Here is a 21156-nt window from a genome sequence, read left to right on the forward strand (position 1 = left end):
GCGCGGCGGCGGTCATTGCGGTTATTGTTTACGGAAGACCTCTTTCGCCACGGCCAGCGCCGAGACGGCGTTCGGCCAGCCCGTATAAAACGCCAGGTGCGTGAGCGCCTCGACCAGTTCCTCTTCGCTCACGCCGTTCTGGCGCGCCAGCAGCAGATGCGATTTCAGCTGGTCGGGACGGTGCATGGCCACCAGCGCGCTGACGGTCACCAGGCTGCGGTCGCGTTTGGACAGCTGGGGACGCTCCCAGATATCGCCATACAGCACCTTGTCGGTGAGCTCGGCCATCTTCGGAGCGATATCGCCCATCAATTGCTGCGCACGCGAGGGCGCTTTGCCTTCCCCAGCCAGCGTTTGCGCCGGCGCCAGGGCCGGCAGCGCCAGGCAGGCCGCCAGCAAGCCCGTTTTCATGCCGTTCGAGACGCTGCCCATCATGCCCCCAGGTGCTGGCGGAAGAACGTGTCCAGCCTGGCCAGCGACTGCGCGATATAAGGCGGCCGGTCGTACAGGTCCACGTGCGAAGCGCCCGGCACGACGAACAGTTCCTTCGGCTGCGCCGCCTTGCCGTAGGCATCTTCGCTGAAGTAGGCCGACGGGGCGCGCTCGCCCACGATCATCAGCAAGGGGCGCGGCGCAATCGTCTCGATCTGCGCGAACGGGAAGAAATTCATCATCGGCGCCAGGCTCGTAAAGGCGTACAGGCTGGTCGAGTGCGGGTGGTTGCCGCGCGGCGTGGCGTAGTAATCGAGGAATTCGCGCACGATTTCCGGCGCATCCGGCCCGGCCGACTCGGGCAGCGCGCGGATGTCGCGCCGTGCTTCGCCGCGCGCTTCGCGCGTGCGCTGCTCGCCGATCTCGTCCAAGGTCTGCATGCGCTGCTCGTAGGTGAGCGTGTCGCCCAGCCCCTGGCGGCGCGCGCGGCCCATGTCGTACATGCTGACGGTGGCGATGGCCTTGATGCGGTGGTCGATCTGCGCCGCGCTGACGGCATAGCCGCCGCCACCGCAAATACCGAGCACGCCGATGCGCGCCGGGTCCACGGCAGCATGATTGGCGAGGAAATCGACGCAGGCGCTGTAATCGCCCACGCGCGTGCCCGGCACTTCCGTGTAGCGGGGCAAGCCGCTGCTGTCGCCGTAATGCGAAGCGTCGAAGGCCAGGGTCACGTAGCCCAGTTCCGCCAGTTTTTGCGCATGCAAGCCCGCCGTCTGTTCCTTCACGCCGCCGAACGGGTGGCCGATGACGATGGCCCGATATTTCCTGGACGCGTCAAAGCGGGCGGGCTTGAACAGGTTGGCCGCAATCACCGTCTGCGCGCTGGTGTTGGGGAAAGTGACGCGCTCGATGGCGACGCCGTTGCGCTGGGGGTGGCCCACGACCATGGGCCGGGTGGGCGCGGACGCCGGCGCTTGCGCCTGGGCGGAACCTGCCAGCGCCATGCCGGCGCCGCCGGCCACCACGGCCAGCGAGGTATTGAGGAACGTGCGCCGTTGCGGCTGGAGGACTTCATCACGCATATGCATTCCTTGTAAACATTGATGAGGGACAAGCCGCATGCCCGACAAGGTGGCGGCGGCTCAAGCGTAACCGCCCTCGCCCACCGTGAATAGACAGCTCAATCTACTAAGGTCTATAAGCACAGCTCATGAATCGAGGCCTTGCTCCCCGTGCGTTGCGTACGGGGAGCAAGGCTGGCGGGCGCCGTGCGGCCTCGATTGCCTGCTAATATGGGGCATTGCTACTTCCCGTCCCTATCCATGCACGTCAACACCCTCAGCAGTCTGGCGCAGCTTCTGGCCAGCGCCGAAACGGAAACGCTGGCGTTTCCTACCAGCATCAATACGGCCCTGCTCCTGCAAAAGGAACTGGCCAACCCGGATTGCCACTCGGCCGACATCAGCCGCCTGCTGCTGTGCGAACCCACCTTGTCGGCGCGCGCCGTGGCGCTGGCCAATTCGGCCCTGTTCGCGCCCGGCCAGGCGCCCGCCATCACCAGCGTGCGCGCCGCCGTCGAACGGCTGGGACACCGCAACCTGTATGCGCTGGCGACGGCGGCCGTAATCCGCCAGCTGAACGCGGGCATCCGCGACGACGCCTTGCGCGCCCGCGCCACCCAGCTGTGGGCGCACACCGTGCATGTGGCGGCGCTCGCGCACGGGCTGGCCGCCACCGTCACGCACACGGATGCCGATACGGCGCTGTTCGCCGGCATCGTGCATGAAGTGGCGGGCTTTTATCTGCTGGCCCAGGCCGACAAGACCCCGGGCCTGTACGCCCAGCTGGAAACGCAGATGGCGCCCACCCTGGAAGTGATCGGCCGCGCGCTGATGCGCCAGCTGGGCGTGCCGCTGCCCGTGGCCGATGCCGTCAATGCCTTGCCCGGCTCGACCATCATGCTGCCGCCCGAAGGCTTGCGCGACACCCTGCTGCTGGCCAAGGCGCTGGCGCCCGTGCCCTCGCCGCTGCCGCAGGCGGGCATCACCGTCAGCGCGGCGCTGCAAGCCTACCTGGAACACGATCCCGTGCTGCAGGCGCTGCGCACGCAGCCGTCGGCCGAAGCGAAGGGGCTGATCGAGGTACTGCTCAGCTGATGGCCGATCTGCTATGATGGCGCGGGCCGGGATGGACCCGGCACGCTTTCATTGATGTTATTGCCACTGCCTCTCAGTTCACTGGAAAACTGCCTTGACTACCTCCTTACGCATGCTCGGCCTGGCCGCAGCACTGACCGTGGCGTGCAACGCCAACGCCGACAGCTTCGTCTCCTCGGCCTCCAGCGCCGGTTCCCAGTCGAGCGGCAGCATTTCCGATTCGCTCAAGGGATCGAGCAACAGCTCTTCGCGCGACAACAAGGTGGCCAATGGCCCCTACCGCATCATCGACGTGGCCGCCGTGCCGGGCCGTAAGGGCATGACGCGCCTGACGATGCAGGCCGATGCCACGGCCACGCCCCTGGTGCTGGACTTGCCGCAGGCAGCGCTCGACAAGCAGCAGCTGGCGCAGGGCGACATGGTGCATGCGCAAAACCGCGCCTACGGCATCGAATTCTCGCGCAACGACACGCGCGCCGCCTTCTTCCTCGTGCTGGCCGACGACTGGTACGGCGAACTGGCCACGCGTCCCGTCAGCCTTTGATACGACGGATGACCCTGCGGCTGCTGGCCGGCTGCGCCGCACTGGCGCTGGCTGGCGCCGCCCAGGCAGGCACTGCGCTCGCCTCGTGGCGCTTTTGCGACCGCGCCCAGGAACTCACGGCTGCCGAACAGGACCGCCTGTTGCGCTTTGCGGCCGTCGTGCGCGAAGAACTGGCCGCCACCGAAGGCAGCGTGGCCCTGATCAGCCGTTCCGGCCTGGACCTGGCCCGCTTCGGCATCCGCTATTCGCACGCGGCGCTGGCCTGGCGCCACGACGACGACAGCGGCTGGTCCGCGCGCCAGCTGTACTACGCCTGCGATGAAGGCCGCCCGCGCATCTTCGACCAGGGCACGGCCGGTTTCGCCATGGGCACGGACAATCCCTCGCTCGGCTACATCTCGCTGCTCAAGCTGCCGGCGGAAACCGTGCCGCCCCTGCGCCGCGCCCTGCTCGACCCCGTGCGCGTGCAGCAGTTGCTGGCGGGCCGCTACAGCGCCAACGCCTATGCGTTCAGCCTGAAATACCAGAATTGCAATCAGTGGGTAGTGGAATTGCTGGCCGCCGCCTGGGGCGAGCTGGCCGCGGGCAGCGACTTGCGCGCGCGCGCCCAGGACTGGCTGCGCGCCGCCCCGTATGCGCCCGCCCCCGTCGACGTGGGTGCGCGCTGGCTGATGCTCGGCTCCATCTTCGTGCCCCTCGTGCACATGGATGACCATCCGCCCGAAGCCATCGGCACGATGCAGCTGGCAGTGAGCCTGCCGGCCAGCCTGGAAGCGTTCGCGCGCCAGCGCCTGCCCGCCAGCGAACGCGTGGAAATCTGCCACGACGGCAAGCAGGTGGTGGTGCACCGGGGCTGGGAAGCCATTGCCGACGGCTGCGTGCCGGGCCCCGACGACCGGGTCATCGCGCTCGACTGATCACTGCTGCGCGTCGAGCGCCTCGCCGATCGCATAAAAACGCCCGCCCGCGATGTAGTGCAGGCTGCGCCAGGACGGATCGGCCTCCTCGAAATGCCAGTGCCCGTCGCGGAACACGCGCGTGTCGGCCCAGGCGCCCACCACTTCGCCGATGAACAGGTCGTAGGCGGCCTGGTTGTGCGGCTCGGGGATCAAGCGGCACGCCAGCCAGGCGGAACACCCGGCCACGCACGGCGCCTCAACGCCTTCCATCTGAAACAGCTGCACGCCCGCGCGCGCCAGCTTGTCCGGCTGCGCGTCGAGACTGTGCGTGCCCACGGCGTGCGTCAGCTGCAATTGCGCGGCCGTCGGCACCTGGATGACGAACGTGCCGCTGCCCTCAACCAGCGCGCGCGTGCGCGTGGCCTTGTCCAGCACCACGGTCAGTTTCGGCGGCGCGAAATCGAGGGCGCAGGCCCAGGCGGCGGCCATCACGTTGTCGATGCCGTCATGGCGCGCCGAGACGAGGATGGACGGGCCGTGGTTGAGCAGGCGGTACGCTTTTTCCAGCGGTACGGCGGCGATATGGCTGTCGATGGCTGTCACGATGCGTCCTTTGCAAAGAGTGTCAACAACATGTCCCACTGGTCGATGCCGGGCCCGAAACCATCGGGCGTCACCTTCACCGTCTCGAAGCCGAACGCGGCATAGAAGCCCTGCGTGTGCTGGCTGGTAGTCATGCGCACGCTGACCACCTGCGGCAAGGCGCGGATGGCGTCCAGGCGCGCCTGCGTCAGCGCGCGGCCCAGTCCCTGTCCATGCACGTCCTGCGCCACCATGCCCCAGCACAGGGCGGCGACGGTGCCATCCCCGTCCAGCGCATGGCCGCCGCAGGCGACGAGGCGGCCGTCGCGCAGGATGACCAGGTAGGGATGCGGCGAGGTATCGAGCCAGGCGGCAAAGTCCGCGCGTTCGGACGGATCGAAAAAGCGCGGCGTATTGCCGTCGAACAGGGCCAGGCAGGCATCGCGGTCGCCGGCCTGGTAAGGACGTACAGTCTGCATGTGTTGTACTTTCAGGGACAGAAGCACAAATTATACGGGCGCGCGCTCACAGCAGCCGCTCCGACGCCACCACGTGCACGCCCGGCGCGGCGGCGATGGCCGCTTCCAGCAAGGCGCCGGCGATGCGGTGCACGGGATTGATGCGCCAGCGGCGCGGCAGCACGGGACCGAGCACGCGCAGGATGCGCAAGGCGGCGCCCTCGCCCGTGCGCACTTCGTCGCGCTCGCCGCCGATCAGGCCCGGGCGCACGTGGGTGAGCGAGTCAAACCCCAGCGCTTCCAGGTCGCGCTCCAGCTCGCCCTTGACGCGGTTATAGAAAATGCGCGAAGCGGCGTTGGCGCCAGCCGCCGAGTTGAGCGCATACGTGCGCGTGCCGGCCGCCAGCGCCAGGCGCGCCACGGCCAGCGGATAGTCGTGGTCGACCCTGCGGAACAGCTGCCGCGTGCCCGCCGCCTTCATGGTCGTGCCCAGGGTGCAGATGACGGCGTCCGCCTGCCACCACGATGCGTCGGCCGGCAAGCGGTCGAAATCGACGAGGGGCGCGTCCAGCTTCGGGTGCGGCGGCAAGGCCTTGCGCACGGGGGCGGCGACATGGCTGACGCGCGCATCCAGCAGCGCCAGGCGCAGCACTTCGCGCCCCACCAGGCCCCTGGCCCCCACAAGTAGTAATTTCATGGCTTTCCCGTCAAAATTGCTGTCAGCCACCACCATACACGCAACTCAGCCCAGGCGCAGCGCCAGTGCCGCCAGGGTCACCAGCAGCACGGGCACGGTCAGCACGATGCCGACGCGGAAATAGTAGCCCCAGGAAATGTGAATGTTCTTGCTGTCGAGCACATGCAGCCACAGCAAGGTGGCCAGGCTGCCGATAGGCGTGATCTTCGGTCCCAGATCGCTGCCGATGACGTTGGCGTAGATCATCGCTTCGCGCACGGCGCCCTGCGCCGTGGTCGGATCGATGGCCAGCGCGCCCACCAGCACCGTCGGCAGGTTGTTCATCACGGACGACAACAACGCCGTCAGCACGCCCGTACCCATGGCCGCGCCCCACACGCCGTACTGGGCGAAGTGGTTCAGCATGCCAGTCAGGTAAGCCGTCAAGCCCGCATTGCGCAAGCCGTACACGACCAGGTACATGCCCAGCGAAAAGACGACGATATGCCACGGCGCATGGCGGATCACGTGGCGCGTGGAAATCACATGGCCTCTGGCGGCCACGCCCAGCAGCAGCGCGGCGCCCACGGCGGCGATCAGGCTGATGGGCACGCCCAGGCTTTCTTGCGAGAAAAATCCCACCAGCAGCAGCGCCAGCACCAGCCAGCCCGCGCGGAAGGTGGCCAGGTCGCGGATGGCGGCATCCGGGCGTTTTAATTGCGCCACGTCATAGTCGCGCGGAATATCTTGGCGGAAAAAGAGCAGCAAGGCCGCCAGGGTGGCAAGCACGGCCACCACGTTGACGGGCACCATCACGGACGCGTATTCGGCAAAGCCGATCTTGAAGAAGTCGGCCGAGACGATATTGACCAGGTTCGACACCACCAGCGGCAGGCTGGCCGTGTCGGCGATGAAACCGGCCGCCATCACGTAGGCCAGGGTGGCCTTGGCGGAAAACTTCAGCGCCCGCAGCATGGCGATGACGATGGGCGTCAGGATCAGCGCGGCGCCGTCGTTGGCGAACACGGCGGACACCAGGGCACCCAGCAAGACCAGCAGCACGAACAGTTTGCGGCCGCTGCCCCCGCCCCAGCGCGCCACGTGCAAGGCGGCCCATTCGAAGAAACCGGCCGCGTCCAGCAGCAGGCTGATGATGATCACGGCAATGAAGGTGCCGGTGGCATTCCACACGATATGCCAGACGACGGGAATGTCGCCCCAGTGGATCACGCCGGCCAGCAAGGCGACGCCGGCGCCGATGACGGCGCTCCAGCCGATGCCCAGGTCGCGCGGTTGCCAGATAACAAGAGTCAGGGTGGCCAGGAAGATCAGGAAAGCGGTCAGCATGCGGTAACGGTCCCGTGCAATGCGGCGTCGCGGGCACCATGCGCCGCAGCCTGTGAATTTGAACAATAATTCAATAATACTGGAATTATTGAATCAATGCAAAGCTGCGGCGTCGCTTCCTTATTTTAATGCGATGGCGATATCGACCAGCCCCACCGTGCCGTTACCGATGGCGGACGCCGCTGGCGCCGCCGCGCCGCCGCTCAGCACCGCCGCGCCCGTCGCCAGGTCGATGCGGTACAGGGAGCTGGGGCCAGTGGCGAAAGTGCGCAGGGCCGCCAGCGCCAGGCCGTTGGCGCCACCCGCGATATCGAAGCCGACGTCGCCCGCCGCCGCCACGCCCAGCAGCCCCACATTGACGAGGGTACCGTCATTTGGCGGATTTTGCAGGGCCAGACTGGCGCTGGCCGTGTCGATATCGAACAGCGTGGTGGCCGTCGTGCCGGCAAAGCTGTTGCTGTAGGCAGCCGCCGTCACAACCGGCGCCGCACCCGCGCGGTTGATGGCGCCATCGGTGGTGGTGGCGCCCGTGTCGACATTGATGCGCAAGCTTTGCCCCGTGTTACCGATCACGCGCAAGCGGTCGGCGACGGGATTGAAGTCCACGCCAAAGGCCGTGCCGGCGATGGCCGTGTAGGGCGCGCTGGCGTCCGCCGCATCGGCGGCCAGCGTCGCCTTGACGCTGGCCGCGCCAGTCGCCGGATCGATGGTGACGATGCGCCCCGCCGAGGAGACGCCGTACAGCAAGCCATCCTTGGGACGGATGTCAAAGCCCAGCAGGCGCTCGCCCGCCGCCAGGCCGGTGATGGCCACGTTGGCGTCCAGCGTGTTCGGCGTGGCCGTCTTGAAGGTGACGATGCGGGCGTCGTCCGTCAAGCCATACGCGATGGGTGCTGCCGGCACCGTCAAGGCGATGCCGCGCAGGTCTTCCGTCACGCCGACGGCCGCCACCAGGGTCGCCGGCGCAGTCGCCGCCGCCAGGTTCAGGGTGTACAGATTGCGCACGCCGGCCACCGTCATGACGGCATAACCCGTGTTGGTGCGCGCATCGATGTCGAAACCGGCCACGCCGGTCGCCGCCACGCCCAGCGGCACGGCGCCGGCCAGGGTGCCGTTGTTGGGCGGATTTTGCGTGTACAGGGTGGCATTGGCCGCATCGATGACAAATAAGGTGGTGCTGGCCGTGCCGGCAAAGCTGTTGCTGTAGGCCGCCGCCGTGATGGCCGTCGTGACCGCGCCGCCATTGATATTGCCATCCGTGGTGGTGGCGCCCGTGTCGACATTGATGCGCAGGCTCTGGCCCGTGTTGCTGACGATGCGCAGGCGGTCGGCCACCGGGTTGAAATCGACGCCGAATTCCGTGCCCGCCAGCGCCGTGTAGGGCGCCGTGGTGTCGCTGGCATCGGCTGCCAGGGTGGCTTTGACGGTGGCAGCGCCCGTCACGCCATTCAGGGTATAGATGCGCCCCGTGCTGCCGACGCCATACAGCTGGCCATCGGCGGGACGGAAATCGATGCCCAGCAGGTTTTCGCCCGCTTGCAAACCCGTCACGGTGGCCGTGGTGCGGATGGTGGCAGGCGTGGCGCGGTCGAACGACAGCAGTTTATTGCTGGCGGTGAGCACGAAGACATCGCCGGCCACGACTGCGGGCGGCGGTGGCGTGACGACAGCATCGTCATGGCCGCTGCCGCCGCAGGCGGACAAGGTCATGGCGACCGCGGAAACAAGCAGCAGCCTGGAGAACGGCAAAGATGGCAAGGTCGGTAATGTCGGCATGGTCGTGGCCCCTGTAAGAGTGAGTGAAGGTGCCGCTCATGCCGCGGTCGCAGCGAGCGCACCCCTGTACTACCCGCCATGCCCGCGTTTGGATGCAGCGGCGCAAAAAAATTATTTCGGCGCGATTTATGCTTGTGTTTAGGCAATTTTTTCGGTGTATAGTCGCAGGCACGATTGAAACGGGGGACAGGAAAGTGGCGCGCATCTATCAGACCAACAACATGGGCGAAGCCGACGTGCGGGTGGCCATCGTGCCACGCGGCAATGCCGACTTGCTGGTGCACCGCGCGACCAGCTGGGGCCTGGCGCACGGCGACGCGCAGTGGTTCATCACCCGTGAGCGCCAGGATGCGACGGCCAGCGTATATTTCACTTCGCCAGGCTTCGCGCAGCTGTCCATCAGTTTTGTCGATCACGCCAGCGAAGCGGGCTGGACCCGGCCACACCGGCTCAAGGGCTGCCTGTCGCACAACGGCAGCTGACATCAAGCGGAGGAGTTCTTCATGGATTTGATCTTGCTGGAACCCGGCAACGGGGAATTGGTATTCGGTAAGGCGCCGGACGGTGAAAGCAAGGGTGGCGATATCGACGCCATCTGGCGCGACGCCGCTGCGCTGCGGGGCATGGGCCAGTGCATCGAGCTGGTGTCTTTACATCAAGGCATGAAGCAGCAAGTGACGACGGACGTCAGCAACTCTGCACGCACGTCCGGCCGGCCCGTCATCACGGAATTTACCTGTGTCAAATATGTCGACCAGACGTCCGTCAAACTGTATGAACTGTGCCTGCGCGCCGAGCCGCTGGGCAGGGGCGTGGCCCAGCCGACCAGGCTGTACATCGCCCGCCATACGGGCGGCAAGACGGCCAACCTCATCACCATTTCCCTGCGCGACGCCCTGATCAGCGAAATCCAGCTGCAAACCCACCCCGATGACATGCCCACCGAGCAGTTCAAGCTGAACTTTACGGAAATCCTCTGGAGCCACAGCGTGCAGCAGGCGGACGACCAGCCCGGCGCCCAGCACACGACGGGCTGGAGCCTGGCGCGCAACCGTCCGATCGCGGCATTTACGGGATAAGCACATGAACGACGCGGCACGTTCTCCCGACATCGTTTGCATCGGCAATGCCGGCCTGGCGCTGGTCCATCCCTTTCTGCCGGCAATGTTCCAGCGGCTGGACCTGCTCGCCACTGGCGGCGATGGCAGGCAGCAGCTGCGCGGCGAACAGGGTGCGCGCGCCGTGCAGCTGCTGCACTACCTGACGGATGGCAGGAGCGATGCACCGGAGCCGGCACTGCCGCTGAACAAGCTGCTGTGCGGCCTGCCCCTTGACTTCCCTGCCCCGCCCGTCGACCTTGCCCAGGAAGAACTGGCGCTATGCGACCAGCTGCTGCATGCGGTCATCGTCAATTGGCCCGTCATAGGCGCCGTCTCGATCACGGCCTTGCGCGCGACCTTCCTGCAGCGCGAAGGCCGGCTGCAATGGCGCGGCGCAGACGCCACCCTGGCCGTGCAACGCAAGACGGTCGATGTGCTGATGCGCCAGCTGCCATGGTCCATGACCGTCATCCGGCATCCATGGATGCCGCAGCCCTTGCATGTGGCATGGTAGACCCGCAGCAAACCGACACGAACCGATACTTCCACGAGGAAACCCGCATGAGCAACTACATCCGCATCGCCGGCAACCCCGCAACCGGCATCGTGCTGCTGGGCGACGATGGCGCGGTGCGCAGCCAGGGCCAGGTCGAAACATGGTCGGCATGGCTCGATTCCCCGCCGGCCGCCGGCTTCGTGCCCGGCGAAGCTGCGTTTGCCTGCCTGCACGGCGACGGCGCGGGCTTCGTCACGGTGGCCCATGGCACGGCCATCCGCTATCTCTCCGTCCTGGGCCAGCCGAATGCGCGCTGGAAGGACATCGCCCCGCCGCCCGCCGGCACGGGCATCGCCGGCCTGGCGGGCGGCCCCCTGGAGGGCTACCTGCTGCTGGCCGCCGATGGCCGCCGCCTGTACCGGCTGGACGGCGCCGACGCTGGCGGCGGGAACGCATGGCAAGCCTGCGCCGCCCCGCCGTTCAGTGGCAAGGCCGCGCTGATTGCCGGCGACTGGCAGCATGGCATGCTGGCGCTGGCCGACGGTGCGGCAGCAAAGCTGAAGAGCGGCAGCACCGGCGACGCCTGGACGGCGCTGCCGGCGCCACCGCTCGCCTTCGAGATGGTGACGGGGAATTGTCAGGATGGCTTCATCGCCTACGGCGAGGGACGCTTGTTCATGCTGGACATGGGCGCCCAGCCGAGGTGGAGCCGCCTGGCCATGCCAGGCTTCGACATGCGCGCCCTGTCCGGCGATCCCGTTCACGGCGTGGCGGCCGTGCTGGCCGACTCCAGCGGCGACGGCACCCTGGTCGTCTATGCCCTGCGTCCGGGCAGGGAATCGTGGTCGCTGGTCCTTGCGCCGTCGGCAAGGCGCGCATAGTCCCTACTCTTCCAGCCCGCCTCCCAGCGCCTTGTACAGGGCCACGGCCGACTTGAACTGGTCGCGCCGCGCGTCGAGCAAGGCTTGCTGCGCCGCATACGACTGGCGCTGCGCGTCGAGCAATTCCAGCCGGCTGTCCTGGCCCGCGTCGTAGCGCAGCTGCGACAGGCGCTGGCGCTGTTGCGCCGCGGCCACCACGCGCTGCTGCGCGGCGATCTGCTGCGCATACGTGGCGCTGCCGGCCAGGCCGTCTCGCACCTCGCGAAACGCCGCCTGGATCGCCTGCTCGTATTGCAGCACGGCGACGTCCTTGCGCAGGCGCGACAGCTGCAGTTCCGCGCGCAGCTGGCCGCCCTGGAATAGCGGCTGCGTCACTTGCGGCGCGAACGACCAGCTGCGCGCGCTGCCGCGGAACAAGTCGCCCAGCTCCGGACTGGCAAAACCCAGCGACGCCGTCAGCGACAGACGGGGAAAAAAGGCGGCGCGGGCGGCGCCGATTTCCGCATTCGCCGCCACCAGCGCGTATTCGGCTTGCACGATGTCGGGCCGGCGCGCCAGCAGGTCCGATGGCAGGCCGGGCGGCAGCTGCGTCAGCACGGGCTGGCCATCGAGCGCGCGGCCGGCGGGCAGGTCGGCGGGCAATGGCGCGCCCAGCAGCAGTTCCAGATTGTTGCGCGCCAAGGCACTGGCCCGCTCGCGGGCTTGCACGTCCGCTTCCGCCGTGGCCGCCTGCCCTTGCGCTTGCGCTACGTCCAGGCCGCTGCCCTGCTGCGCGCCGTGCAGGCGCTGCGTCAGGACCAGCGCCTGGCGCCAGTCGGCCAGGGTTTGCCGCGCCAGCGCCAGCTGTTCCTCGGCCAGGCGCTGCTCCAGGTAGGCGTCGGCCACGCCGCCGATCAGGGCCATGTGGGCGGCGCGCTGGCCCTGCTCCGTGGCCAGGTAGCGGGCAAACGCCGCGTCCGACAGGGAAGCCAGGCGGCCGAACAGGTCGATCTCGAACGCGCTCATGGCGATGCCGGCCGTGAACTGTTTTTGCGTTACGCCGTCGGCAGCGCGCTGGCGCACGCCGCCCGCATTCGCGCCGATGGCCGGATAGCGGCCCGCATCCTGGATCTGGTACTGGGCCCGCACGGCTTCCACGTTGAGCGAGGCCACGCGCAAGTCGCGGTTGTTTTCCAGCGCCAGGCTGACCAGGCGCTGCAGGCGCGCATCGAGCAGCATCTGGCGCCAGCCCAGGTCGGCGGCAGTGCCGGCCATGCCTGCCGGCGCGGCCGCCTCGCCCGCATGGTAGCTGGCGGGGATGGGCGGCGCCGGCTTGACCAGCGGCGGCGTCAGCGAACAGGCCGACAAGGCCAGCGCGGCCAGGGGCATGATGAATATCGAACGCATTACGACTCTCCTTCCACCGCGTTGACCGCGGTGCGATTGCGCTTACTGTCTTTTAAGAAATAATTTGCCAGCTTGTCGACGGCGCCCAGCACCACGACAAAGAACACGGGCACGAAAAACACGGCCAGCACGGTGGCCGTGATCATGCCGCCGAACACGCCCGTGCCGATCGCGTGCTGCGTCTCGGCGCTGGCGCCCGTGGCCAGCATCAGCGGCACCACGCCCAGCGCAAACGCCAGCGACGTCATCAAAATCGGACGCAAGCGCAGGCGGGCCGCTTCCACCGTCGCCTCGACCAGTCCCTTGCCCTGCGCCTGCAGCTGGCGCGCATATTCGACGATCAGGATGGCGTTCTTCGCCGACAGGCCGATGATGGTAATCATGCCCACCTTGAAGAACACGTCGTTCGGCATGCCGCGCAGCATCACAGCCAGCACGGCGCCCAGCAAGCCCAGCGGTACCACCAGCATCACGGACACGGGAATGCTCCAGCTTTCATACAGGGCCGCCAGCACGAGGAAGACCACCAGCATCGACAGCGCCATCAGCATGGGCGCTTGCGAGGCCGATTCCTTCTCCTGCAGCGACTGGCCCGTCCAGGCCAGCGCGAAGCCGGGCGGCAATTGCTTCACCAGGCGTTCCATTTCCAGCATGGCGTCGCCGCTCGAGACGCCGGGCGCCGCGCTGCCCGAAATGCGCGCGGCAGGATAACCCTGGTAGCGCACCAGTTGCAGCGGCGATTCGCTCCACACGGGGCGCACCAGTTCGCCCAGGGCCACCATGCCGCCCGCGTTATTGCGGATGCGCAAGGCCAGCACGTCGTTCAGCTGCATGCGCGACGGCGCATCGGCCTGGATGATCACTTGCTGCATGCGGCCCGCGTTGGGGAAATCGTTGACATAGGTCGACCCCATGGCCGCCGTCAGCATGTCGGCAATGGCCGTAAACGACACGCCCAGCGCTTCCGCCTTGGTACGGTCGATATCGAGGCGCACGCTGGCGCCGGGCGGCAAGCCGTCCGGATACACGCCCGCCACCTTGCTGCTTTGCGCGGCCAGGCCCAGCAGCTGGTTCTGCGCTGCCTGCAGGGCAGCGATGCCCTGGCCGGCACGGTCCTGCAGACGCAGGGAAAAGCCGGACGAATTACCCAGTTCATCGATGGCGGGCGGCATCAGGCTCATGATCACGCCCTCCTTCGCCTGCGACATGGCCGCCTGCGCCAGCGCCACTTCTTCCTGCGCCGTGGCGCCGTTGCGCTGCTTCCAGTCCTTCAGCATGGTGAAGGCCAGGCCCGCATTCGGTCCCGCGCCGGAAAAGCTGAAGCCCAGAATGGACTGGTTCACTTCGATGCCGGGCCGCGTGGCCACGTGCTGCTCGTACAGCTTGACGACATCGAGCGTGCGCTCCATGGTGGCGTCGGACGGCAGCTGGATCGAGGTAATGAAATAGCCCTGGTCTTCTTCCGGCAGGAAGGCCGACGGCAGCTGCACGAAGGCCACGCCCAATGCGGCGACGATGGCGCCGTAGACCACCATCGAGCGGCCTGCGCGTTTCAGCATGGCCACCACGCCTTTTTCATAGCGGGCCGTCATGCGCTCAAACTGGCGGTCGAACCACAGGAAGAAGCCTTTCTTGTCATGGTCGTGCGGACCGATGGGTTTCAACATGGTGGCGCACAGGGCCGGCGTCAGGGTCAGGGCCAGGAAGGCCGAGAACAAAATCGACACGGCCATGGCCAGGGTGAACTGGCGGTAGATGGCGCCCACGGAGCCGCTGGCCAGGGCCATGGGGATGAACACGGCCGTCAGCACCAGGGTGATGCCCACCACGGCGCCCGTGATTTCGCGCATGGCCTTCGACGTCGCTTCCTTCGGCGACAAGCCTTCCGTGGCCATCAGGCGCTCCACCGCTTCCACCACGACGATGGCGTCATCGACGATGATGCCGATGGCCAGCACCATGCCGAACATCGTCAGCACGTTGACGGAATAACCGGCCAGCAGCATCACCGTAAACGTCCCCATCAGGGCAATCGGCGCGACGATGGCGGGAATCAGGGTGTAGCGTATCTTTTGCAGGAACAGGTACATGACGAGGAAGACCAGCACCATCGCCTCCAGCAAGGTGACGACGACCTTCTCGATCGAGATCTTCACGAACGGCGCCGTATCGAACGGCACCGAGTACTTGATCCCGGCCGGCATCGTGTGCGCCAGTTCGGCCATGCGCGCGCGCACGGCGGCCGCCGTCTGCACGGCATTGGCGCCCGGCGACAGCATGATGGCGGCGCCCGAAGCGGCTTGTCCGTTTTCGCGGATGCTGAAATTGAAGCTTTGCGCGCCCAGCGACACGCGCGCCACGTCGCCGATGGTCACTTTCGAGCCGTCCGCGTTCGCGCGCAGCACGATGGCGGCAAATTCGGCCGGCGTTTGCAGCTGGCCCTGCACCGTCAGCGGGATGGTGACGCGCTGGCCGTGCACGGCGGGCGAATCGCCCAGACGGCCCGGGGCGATCTGCGCATTTTGCTGCGCCACGGCGGCCGTGATATCGCCCATGGCGATGTTGTACGACACCAGCTTGGCCGGGTCGACCCAGATGCGCATGGCCCGCTCGGAGCCGAACAGCTGCACCTTGCCCACGCCGGGGATGCGGCGCAGCTCTTCCGTCACGTTGCGCGCCAGGTAGTCGCCCAGCGCCACTTCATCGTGCTGGCCAGTCTCGGAAATCAGGCTGACGATCATCAGGAAGCCGGACGATGCCGATTCCACCGTCAAGCCGTTTTGCCGCACGGCTTGCGGCAGGCGCGGCTCGATGGCTTTCAGGCGGTTTTGCACGTCCACCTGCGCCATTTCCGGATTCGTGCCGGGCTGGAAGGTGACGGTGATCGAGGCCGAGCCCGAGGTATCGGTGGACGACTCGAAATACAGCAGGTGCTTGACGCCCGACAGTTCGCGTTCGATCAGGCCCACCACGGAATCGTTCATGGTTTGCGGCGTGGCGCCAGGGTAGCTGGCGCTGATGCTGACGCTGGGCGGCGCCACCGAAGGGAAGCGCGCAATCGGCAATTGCGGTATGGCGATCAGTCCGAACAGGACGATGAAGACCGCCACCACCCACGCAAAGACGGGGCGGTTGATGAAAAATTGAGGCATGTCATTAAGCTTTCAATAAGTACTGGTCAGCGCACGGCGCTGACGGGAGCGGCGGTGGCAACGGCGGCGGCCCGCTTCCACGGCTGGGGCGCGACGGTGGCGCCCGGCTGCAAACGTTCCTGGCCTTCGATGACGACCGTGTCGCCCGCCTTCAGGCCGCCGTTGACGACGTACTGGTGCTCGACCACGTCGCCCACGGTTACCGGTTTCAGGCTGGCCTTGTGCGCGCCGTCGAGTACCCAGGCCTGCGCCTGGCCGTCGCTGCCGCGCAAGACGGCTTGCTGCGGTACCAGCACGCCATCGGCCTGCACGGCGCGGGCGATGCGGGCCCGCACGAACATGCCTGGCAACAGCTGGCGTTGCGGATTGTCGACCAGCACGCGGATGACGGCGTCGCCCGTGCCCGCATCGACGCTGATGCCGGAGAACAGGATGCGCCCCGTGACGGGATGCGGCTGGCCATCGGCGCCCAGGATGGTGACGGGCAGCTTGTCCGCACCGCCCTTGCCCTCCGCGCTCGCGGCCCGCAGCGCGGCCAGCGCGGCGGCCGGCTGGCGCACGTCCACATACACCTTGTCGATCTGCTGGATGCGCGCCATCGGCGTTGCATCGGCCAGGCCCACGAGCGCGCCTTCCGTCACCAGTTCGGAGCCGATGCGCCCCGCGATGGGCGCCTCGATGCTGGCAAAAGCCAGGTCCAGGCGGCGGCGCGCCAGGCTGGCCCGCGCCTGCGCCACGGTGGCCACGGCTTGCTCGCGCTGGGCCACGGCATCGTCATACGCCTGGCGGCTGATGGCGTCCGCCTCGACCAGCGGTTTCAGACGCTCGGCCTGGCTGCTGGCGCGGTTGGCCGTGGCCACCGCATGCTGCAGGGCGGCGGCGGCCGAGTCGACGTCCGCCTGGAACGGTGCGGGGTTCAGCTGGAACAGCTTCTGCCCCGCCTGCACTTCGGCGCCCTGCTCGAACTGGCGGCGCAGCACGATGCCACCCACCTGCGGGCGGATGTCGGCCGTGCGGAAGGCCGCGACCCTGCCCGGCAATTCGTCGCTGAGGAGCACGGGCGCCGCCTGCAGCTTGAGTACCGTCACGGCGGCGGGCGGTGCGGCGCCTTCTTCCGGCGCGGGTTTGGAACAGGCGGCAAGGCTGAGCAGTGCCGCGGCGATCAACATGTTTTTCTTGGTGAGGTGGCTCGGATGCATGGTCTTTCTCTATGGCAGATCCCAACCGGCGGTCCGGTCGACAGATAACAAGAGCATAGAAGGCCAACATGGACGTTCCGTCAAAGAAATGTGGAGATTCGATGGAGAGAGCGAAGAATGCTAGACTATTTGCATGAACTATCTCCACAGCTCCACGCAGCCCTCCTTTCTTGCCACCACGCCGCCTTCCGCTCTCATCCTGATCGCCGAAGACGAACCGCAAATCGCCCGCATCCTGTCCGGCTACCTGGAGCGCGACGGCTACCGCACGGCGTTCGCGCCCGATGGCCAGGAAGCGCTGAACCAGCACCTGGCGCTGGCGCCGGACCTGCTGCTGCTCGACGTGCAAATGCCCCGTGTCGATGGCTGGGGCGTGCTGACGGAAGTGCGCCGGCGCGGCGAAACGCCCGTCATCATGCTGACGGCGCGCGACCAGGATGCGGACAAGCTGGCCGCCCTGCGCGTGGGCGCGGACGACTACATCATCAAGCCCTTCAATCCGGCCGAAGTGGTGGCCCGCGTGGCGGCCGTGCTGCGCCGCTCGCGCGTGCGCCACCACCCGGTGGGCGGCCAGCGCCTGCGCTGCGGGGCCATCGAAATCGACCAGGAAACGTATGTGGCCAGCGTGCTGCGCGACGGCGTGCCCGTCCCCCTCAGCCTGACCCTGACGGAATTCCGCCTGCTGGCCCACCTGGCGCGCACGCCGCGCCGCGTGTGCAGCCGCCTGGAACTGCTGGAATCCTGCATGCCCGAGAGCAATTCGCTGGAGCGCACGGTGGACAGCCACGTCAGCAAGCTGCGCAAGAAGCTGGAGGAAGCGGGCGTGATGAACATGCCGGCCAGCCTGCGCGGCGTGGGCTACCGGCTGGAAGGCGAGCTCTGATGCGCTTCACCGGCTTGAACCGGCAGATCGTGCTGTCGATGTCCGTGCTGATGGTCAGCAGCATCCTGCTCATCTGGATCGGTTCCTGGACCTTCTTTGCCATCGCCTTCAAGATCGACCCCGGCATGCTGTCCGAACCGGACGACTGGTCGCCCACGACGGCCGAATGGCTGTGGATCTTCGCCATCACCATCTTCGGCCTGGGGCTGGCGGCGTTTTTCGCCATCAAGCTCGCTTCGCGCATTCTCAAACCGATCAATTCCGTGATGGACAGCGTGCGCCGCGTGGCGCATGGCGACCTGTCCGCGCGCGCGTTTGCGGGCGACCGCAGCCTGGGCGAGACGGCCATGCTGGTCGATGACTTCAACAGCATGGCCGAACGCTTGCAGCGGGCGGCCAAGGAAAGCGAAACGTGGAATGCGGCCATCGCGCACGAACTGCGCACGCCCGTGACCATCCTGCGCGGCACCCTGCAAGGCGTCGTCGACGGCGTCTTCAAGCCCGAGGAAGTGCCGTTTTCCAGCCTGCTGGCGCAAGTGGAGGACCTGGGCCGCCTGATCGAGGACTTGCGCACCCTGAGCCTGGCCGACAGCGGCTACATGCAGCTGCGCATGGCGTGGACGGACCTGACCCTGGAAATCGAGGAAGTGGGCCGCCTGCTGGCGCCGGACATGGAAGCGGCCGGCTTTGCCCTGCAACTGCACCTGTCCGACCACCCCGTCTGCTGCGACGCGGCGCGCATCCGGCAAATCGTGCTGGCCCTGCTCGACAACGCGCGCCGCTATGCGCATCCGGGCCTGCTGCGCGTGCGCACCCGCGTGCAGGCGGGCCAGTATTGCCTCAGCGTCGAGGATGCGGGCCCCGGCATTCCGGAGGAACTGGCGCCGCACGTGTTCGAAGCGTTCCGCCGCGGCGACAGCGCCAGGGTCGACCTGAATGCGGGCAGCGGCCTGGGACTGGCCGTGGTCGAGGCCATCGCCCGCGCGCACGGCGGCAGCGCCGCCTGCACGCGCGGCAAGGCGGGCGGCAGCCTGTTCACCGTCAAATGGCCCGTCGAGCATGGCGCGCCGCCGGCCGCGGGCTGACTACGCGGCTGCCTGCGGCGGCGTGGCCGCATCGGCGCGCACCATGTCGACAAAGGCGCGCAGCACGGACGGCATCTGCCGCCGGCTCGGGTAGTACAGGAAATAACGGGGCGGCGGCGGCAGGCAGCGCTCCAGCACGCAGACCAGCCGCCCCGCCGCGATATCGGCGCGCGCATCGGCTTCGTACACATACGCAAGTCCCGCGCCGTCGCGGGCCGCGCGCAGCATCAGCTCATCGTCGTCAAACACCAGCGGGCCGCCGACGGCGATGCTGACGCCCTCGCCCGCCTGGCCGAATTCCCACGCATACTGGCGCCCGCTGGGAAAACGCCGGCCGATGCAGGCATGCCCGAGCAGCGCGCGCGGCGTGCTTGGTGCGCCATGCGCCGCCAGGTAGGCGGGCGACGCCACCACCACGAACGGCTGCGGCGCGCCCACGGGCACGGCGATCATGTCGGCCGCCACGTGCTCGCCGAAGCGGATGCCCGCGTCAAACCCGTCGCGCACGATGTCGATCATGCCGTCATCGGTGACGAGTTCCACTTGCACGCGCGGATAGCGGGCGACAAATTGCGCCAGCATGGGCGCCAGCAGCAGCCGGGCGGCGGGACGGGGCACGTTCAGGCGCAGCTTGCCTGCAGGCACATCCTGCAAGGTGCTCAGGTCCAGCAAGGCATCCGTGATTTCGCGCATGGCCGGCGCCAGCCGCGCCAGCAACTGCTGCCCCGCCTCGGTGGGCGTGACGCTGCGCGTGGTGCGGTTCAGCAGGCGCACGCCCAGGCGCTCTTCCAGCGCGCGCAGCGCATGGCTGAGGGCCGAGGCGGACACGCCCCGTTCCAGCGCCGCCTTGCGAAAGCTGCGCAGGCGGGCGACGGCGGCAAAGGCCGTCAATTCATTCAGGTCAGCCATTATTCATGAGTCATATTCAGTAATGCATGCAGGATAAGCGATCTTATCGCATGGTGTTCCTTCCAGCATACTGATTGCCTCTCTTTTGACAAGGAATGGCAATGGAATACAGAACACTGGGCACCTCCGGCTTGCAGGTCGCCCCCATCGGCCTGGGCTGCATGGGCATGAGCTTTGCCTACGGCGGCGCGGACGAAGCAGCCTCGCTGCGCGTGCTGCACCGCGCCGTGGAACTGGGCGTGACCCTGATCGACACGGCGGAAGTCTACGGCCCCTACGCCAACGAGGAATTGGTGGGCCGCGCCCTGAAGCAGCTGCGCGGCAAGGTCAGCATCGCCACCAAGTTCGGCTTCAGGATATTGCCGCACGGCCAGGGCGTGGAACGCATGGCGGGCGTGGACAGCCGGCCAGAGCACATCGTGCAGGCCGTGGAAGCATCGCTGTCCCGGCTCGGCATCGACAGCATCGACCTGCTGTACCAGCACCGCGTGGACCCCGCCGTGCCCATCGAAGACGTGGTGGGCGCCATGGCCGGTCTCGTCCGGGCGGGCAAGGTGCGCCACCTGGGGCTGTCGGAAGTGTCGGCGGCCACCCTGCGCCGCGCCCATGCCGTCCACCCGATTGCGGCCGTGCAGTCCGAGTATTCGCTGTGGAGCCGCGACGTGGAAGCGCAGGTGCTGCCCGCCTGCCGCGAACTGGGCGTCGGCTTCGTGCCCTACAGCCCGCTGGGCCGGGGCTTCCTGACGGGCCAGCTTCCTTCCAGCGCCATGCTGGCGCCCGACGACTACCGCCACAGCCTGCCCCGCTTCCAGGCGCCGGCGATGGCGGCCAACGGTCGCCTGGTGGCTGCGCTGCAAGGCCTGGCGGCGGCGCGCGGCGTTACGGCGGCCCAGCTGGCCCTAGCCTGGCTGCTGGCGCAAGGCAGCGACATCGTGCCCATTCCCGGCGCCCGCAGCCTGGCGCACCTGGAAGAAAACGTGGCCGCCGCGCAGGTCGCGCTGAGCGCAAGCGAACTGGCCGCCATCGGCGCCGCCATCGCGCCCGCCGCCGTGCAGGGCGCACGCTACCCGGCTGTGGAACTTGCCATGGTTGGCCTGTAGACAACAGTGCCCGAGTACGCTAATTTGGGCACGAACGACAAGTTCTTTTAGCCGCCGCACTTGAAATGGCCGAATCCGCTATCATTTCCAAT

Annotated in this window: 21 protein-coding genes; 10 read left to right on the forward strand and 11 right to left on the reverse strand. The window is 67.5% G+C overall.

Annotation, left to right across the window (positions count from 1 at the left end; all coding sequences use genetic code 11):
• Positions 1 to 21 precede the first annotated feature (21 nt).
• Positions 22 to 435 carry a carboxymuconolactone decarboxylase family protein gene (locus GCN75_RS24095; RefSeq protein ID WP_152284650.1) on the reverse strand — a complete coding sequence of 138 codons (414 nt, stop codon included), beginning with the start codon at positions 433 to 435 and terminating at the stop codon, positions 22 to 24.
• Complete coding sequence (locus GCN75_RS24100) at positions 432 to 1517, reverse strand: alpha/beta hydrolase (RefSeq protein WP_152284651.1); 1086 nt, start codon at positions 1515 to 1517, stop codon at positions 432 to 434. The genes GCN75_RS24095 and GCN75_RS24100 overlap by 4 nt, the downstream gene beginning before the upstream one ends.
• Positions 1518 to 1757: 240 nt before the next feature.
• Between GCN75_RS24100 and GCN75_RS24105 the strand changes: the two genes are divergently transcribed.
• The 3 genes from GCN75_RS24105 (at position 1758) to GCN75_RS24115 (ending at position 4052) form a co-directional block, all read left to right on the forward strand.
• Positions 1758 to 2591, forward strand: a complete 834-nt coding sequence (locus GCN75_RS24105; protein WP_226941543.1) for an HDOD domain-containing protein — start codon at positions 1758 to 1760, stop codon at positions 2589 to 2591.
• A 112-nt stretch (positions 2592 to 2703) separates the two neighbouring features.
• Positions 2704 to 3135 carry a hypothetical protein gene (locus tag GCN75_RS24110; protein WP_152284682.1) on the forward strand — a complete coding sequence of 144 codons (432 nt, stop codon included), beginning with the start codon at positions 2704 to 2706 and terminating at the stop codon, positions 3133 to 3135.
• A gap of 8 nt (positions 3136 to 3143) precedes the next feature.
• Positions 3144 to 4052: a DUF2145 domain-containing protein gene (locus tag GCN75_RS24115; protein ID WP_152284652.1), complete on the forward strand. Its 909-nt coding sequence runs from the start codon at positions 3144 to 3146 to the stop codon at positions 4050 to 4052.
• Here GCN75_RS24115 and GCN75_RS24120 read toward each other — a convergent pair whose 3' ends face one another.
• From GCN75_RS24120 to GCN75_RS24140, 5 genes are all read right to left on the reverse strand, one after another.
• The gene (locus GCN75_RS24120; RefSeq protein WP_152284683.1) at positions 4053 to 4628 is read right to left on the reverse strand and encodes a flavin reductase family protein; all 576 of its coding nucleotides are present in this window, start codon (positions 4626 to 4628) and stop codon (positions 4053 to 4055) included.
• A gap of 5 nt (positions 4629 to 4633) precedes the next feature.
• Positions 4634 to 5095, reverse strand: coding sequence for a GNAT family N-acetyltransferase (locus GCN75_RS24125; RefSeq protein WP_152284653.1), 462 nt, complete (start codon positions 5093 to 5095; stop codon positions 4634 to 4636).
• Between the two features lie 46 nt (positions 5096 to 5141).
• Complete coding sequence (locus GCN75_RS24130) at positions 5142 to 5771, reverse strand: Rossmann-fold NAD(P)-binding domain-containing protein (RefSeq protein ID WP_152284654.1); 630 nt, start codon at positions 5769 to 5771, stop codon at positions 5142 to 5144.
• 45 nt (positions 5772 to 5816) lie between these two features.
• A complete protein-coding gene (locus GCN75_RS24135; RefSeq protein ID WP_152284655.1) occupies positions 5817 to 7097 on the reverse strand; it encodes an arsenic transporter in 1281 nt (426 codons plus the stop codon).
• Positions 7098 to 7217: 120 nt separating this feature from the next.
• Positions 7218 to 8873, reverse strand: coding sequence for a DUF4394 domain-containing protein (locus tag GCN75_RS24140; RefSeq protein ID WP_226941544.1), 1656 nt, complete (start codon positions 8871 to 8873; stop codon positions 7218 to 7220).
• Between the two features lie 194 nt (positions 8874 to 9067).
• On the opposite strand from GCN75_RS24140, the gene GCN75_RS24145 reads away from it, so the two are divergent.
• From GCN75_RS24145 to GCN75_RS24160, 4 genes are read left to right on the forward strand one after another with little or no spacing between them, the layout of a single operon-like run.
• The gene (locus GCN75_RS24145; RefSeq protein ID WP_152284656.1) at positions 9068 to 9355 is read left to right on the forward strand and encodes a DUF6150 family protein; all 288 of its coding nucleotides are present in this window, start codon (positions 9068 to 9070) and stop codon (positions 9353 to 9355) included.
• A 21-nt stretch (positions 9356 to 9376) separates the two neighbouring features.
• Positions 9377 to 9952: an Hcp family type VI secretion system effector gene (locus GCN75_RS24150; RefSeq protein WP_152284657.1), complete on the forward strand. Its 576-nt coding sequence runs from the start codon at positions 9377 to 9379 to the stop codon at positions 9950 to 9952.
• 4 nt (positions 9953 to 9956) lie between these two features.
• The gene (locus tag GCN75_RS24155) at positions 9957 to 10487 is read left to right on the forward strand and encodes a contractile injection system tape measure protein (RefSeq protein ID WP_152284658.1); all 531 of its coding nucleotides are present in this window, start codon (positions 9957 to 9959) and stop codon (positions 10485 to 10487) included.
• A gap of 47 nt (positions 10488 to 10534) precedes the next feature.
• Complete coding sequence (locus GCN75_RS24160; protein WP_152284659.1) at positions 10535 to 11350, forward strand: hypothetical protein; 816 nt, start codon at positions 10535 to 10537, stop codon at positions 11348 to 11350.
• Between the two features lie 3 nt (positions 11351 to 11353).
• Here the strand turns inward: GCN75_RS24160 and GCN75_RS24165 are convergent, their stop codons facing one another.
• The 3 genes from GCN75_RS24165 to GCN75_RS24175 are packed head-to-tail and all read right to left on the reverse strand — an operon-like array spanning position 11354 to position 17087.
• Positions 11354 to 12736, reverse strand: coding sequence for an efflux transporter outer membrane subunit (locus GCN75_RS24165; RefSeq protein WP_152284660.1), 1383 nt, complete (start codon positions 12734 to 12736; stop codon positions 11354 to 11356).
• Positions 12736 to 15888 (reverse strand): efflux RND transporter permease subunit, encoded by a 3153-nt coding sequence (locus GCN75_RS24170; RefSeq protein ID WP_152284661.1) that lies wholly within the window; start codon positions 15886 to 15888, stop codon positions 12736 to 12738. Before GCN75_RS24170 ends, GCN75_RS24165 begins: the two co-directional genes overlap by 1 nt.
• 26 nt (positions 15889 to 15914) lie before the next feature.
• Positions 15915 to 17087, reverse strand: a complete 1173-nt coding sequence (locus tag GCN75_RS24175) for an efflux RND transporter periplasmic adaptor subunit (protein WP_193317635.1) — start codon at positions 17085 to 17087, stop codon at positions 15915 to 15917.
• A 133-nt stretch (positions 17088 to 17220) separates the two neighbouring features.
• Here GCN75_RS24175 and GCN75_RS24180 point away from each other — a divergent pair, with 133 nt between their 5' ends.
• On the forward strand, positions 17221 to 17970 hold the full coding sequence (locus GCN75_RS24180; RefSeq protein WP_152284662.1) for a response regulator: 750 nt from the start codon (positions 17221 to 17223) through the stop codon (positions 17968 to 17970).
• Complete coding sequence (locus GCN75_RS24185) at positions 17970 to 19055, forward strand: ATP-binding protein (RefSeq protein WP_152284663.1); 1086 nt, start codon at positions 17970 to 17972, stop codon at positions 19053 to 19055. Before GCN75_RS24180 ends, GCN75_RS24185 begins: the two co-directional genes overlap by 1 nt.
• On the opposite strand, the gene GCN75_RS24190 is transcribed toward GCN75_RS24185, so the two are convergent.
• Positions 19056 to 19964, reverse strand: a complete 909-nt coding sequence (locus tag GCN75_RS24190; RefSeq protein ID WP_152284664.1) for a LysR family transcriptional regulator — start codon at positions 19962 to 19964, stop codon at positions 19056 to 19058.
• Positions 19965 to 20065: 101 nt separating this feature from the next.
• On the opposite strand from GCN75_RS24190, the gene GCN75_RS24195 reads away from it, so the two are divergent.
• Positions 20066 to 21064 (forward strand): aldo/keto reductase, encoded by a 999-nt coding sequence (locus tag GCN75_RS24195; protein ID WP_152284665.1) that lies wholly within the window; start codon positions 20066 to 20068, stop codon positions 21062 to 21064.
• Positions 21065 to 21156: the final 92 nt, after the last annotated feature.

The sequence above is a fragment of the Janthinobacterium violaceinigrum genome (genome assembly GCF_009208555.1).
Lineage (GTDB): Bacteria > Pseudomonadota > Gammaproteobacteria > Burkholderiales > Burkholderiaceae_D > Janthinobacterium > Janthinobacterium violaceinigrum.

What these genes read in the sequence shown, in the direction of transcription:
- GCN75_RS24095 (WP_152284650.1), bottom strand. Translation starts at nt 435, where the DNA reads ATGATGGGCAGCGTCTCGAACGGCATGAAAACGGGCTTGCTGGCGGCC.
- GCN75_RS24100 (WP_152284651.1), bottom strand. Translation starts at nt 1,517, where the DNA reads ATGCGTGATGAAGTCCTCCAGCCGCAACGGCGCACGTTCCTCAATACC.
- GCN75_RS24105 (WP_226941543.1), top strand. Translation starts at nt 1,758, where the DNA reads ATGCACGTCAACACCCTCAGCAGTCTGGCGCAGCTTCTGGCCAGCGCC.
- GCN75_RS24110 (WP_152284682.1), top strand. Translation starts at nt 2,704, where the DNA reads ATGCTCGGCCTGGCCGCAGCACTGACCGTGGCGTGCAACGCCAACGCC.
- GCN75_RS24115 (WP_152284652.1), top strand. Translation starts at nt 3,144, where the DNA reads ATGACCCTGCGGCTGCTGGCCGGCTGCGCCGCACTGGCGCTGGCTGGC.
- GCN75_RS24125 (WP_152284653.1), bottom strand. Translation starts at nt 5,095, where the DNA reads ATGCAGACTGTACGTCCTTACCAGGCCGGCGACCGCGATGCCTGCCTG.
- GCN75_RS24130 (WP_152284654.1), bottom strand. Translation starts at nt 5,771, where the DNA reads ATGAAATTACTACTTGTGGGGGCCAGGGGCCTGGTGGGGCGCGAAGTG.
- GCN75_RS24135 (WP_152284655.1), bottom strand. Translation starts at nt 7,097, where the DNA reads ATGCTGACCGCTTTCCTGATCTTCCTGGCCACCCTGACTCTTGTTATC.
- GCN75_RS24140 (WP_226941544.1), bottom strand. Translation starts at nt 8,873, where the DNA reads ATGCCGACATTACCGACCTTGCCATCTTTGCCGTTCTCCAGGCTGCTG.
- GCN75_RS24150 (WP_152284657.1), top strand. Translation starts at nt 9,377, where the DNA reads ATGGATTTGATCTTGCTGGAACCCGGCAACGGGGAATTGGTATTCGGT.
- GCN75_RS24155 (WP_152284658.1), top strand. Translation starts at nt 9,957, where the DNA reads ATGAACGACGCGGCACGTTCTCCCGACATCGTTTGCATCGGCAATGCC.
- GCN75_RS24160 (WP_152284659.1), top strand. Translation starts at nt 10,535, where the DNA reads ATGAGCAACTACATCCGCATCGCCGGCAACCCCGCAACCGGCATCGTG.
- GCN75_RS24165 (WP_152284660.1), bottom strand. Translation starts at nt 12,736, where the DNA reads ATGCGTTCGATATTCATCATGCCCCTGGCCGCGCTGGCCTTGTCGGCC.
- GCN75_RS24170 (WP_152284661.1), bottom strand. Translation starts at nt 15,888, where the DNA reads ATGCCTCAATTTTTCATCAACCGCCCCGTCTTTGCGTGGGTGGTGGCG.
- GCN75_RS24175 (WP_193317635.1), bottom strand. Translation starts at nt 17,087, where the DNA reads ATGCATCCGAGCCACCTCACCAAGAAAAACATGTTGATCGCCGCGGCA.
- GCN75_RS24180 (WP_152284662.1), top strand. Translation starts at nt 17,221, where the DNA reads ATGAACTATCTCCACAGCTCCACGCAGCCCTCCTTTCTTGCCACCACG.
- GCN75_RS24185 (WP_152284663.1), top strand. Translation starts at nt 17,970, where the DNA reads ATGCGCTTCACCGGCTTGAACCGGCAGATCGTGCTGTCGATGTCCGTG.
- GCN75_RS24190 (WP_152284664.1), bottom strand. Translation starts at nt 19,964, where the DNA reads ATGGCTGACCTGAATGAATTGACGGCCTTTGCCGCCGTCGCCCGCCTG.
- GCN75_RS24195 (WP_152284665.1), top strand. Translation starts at nt 20,066, where the DNA reads ATGGAATACAGAACACTGGGCACCTCCGGCTTGCAGGTCGCCCCCATC.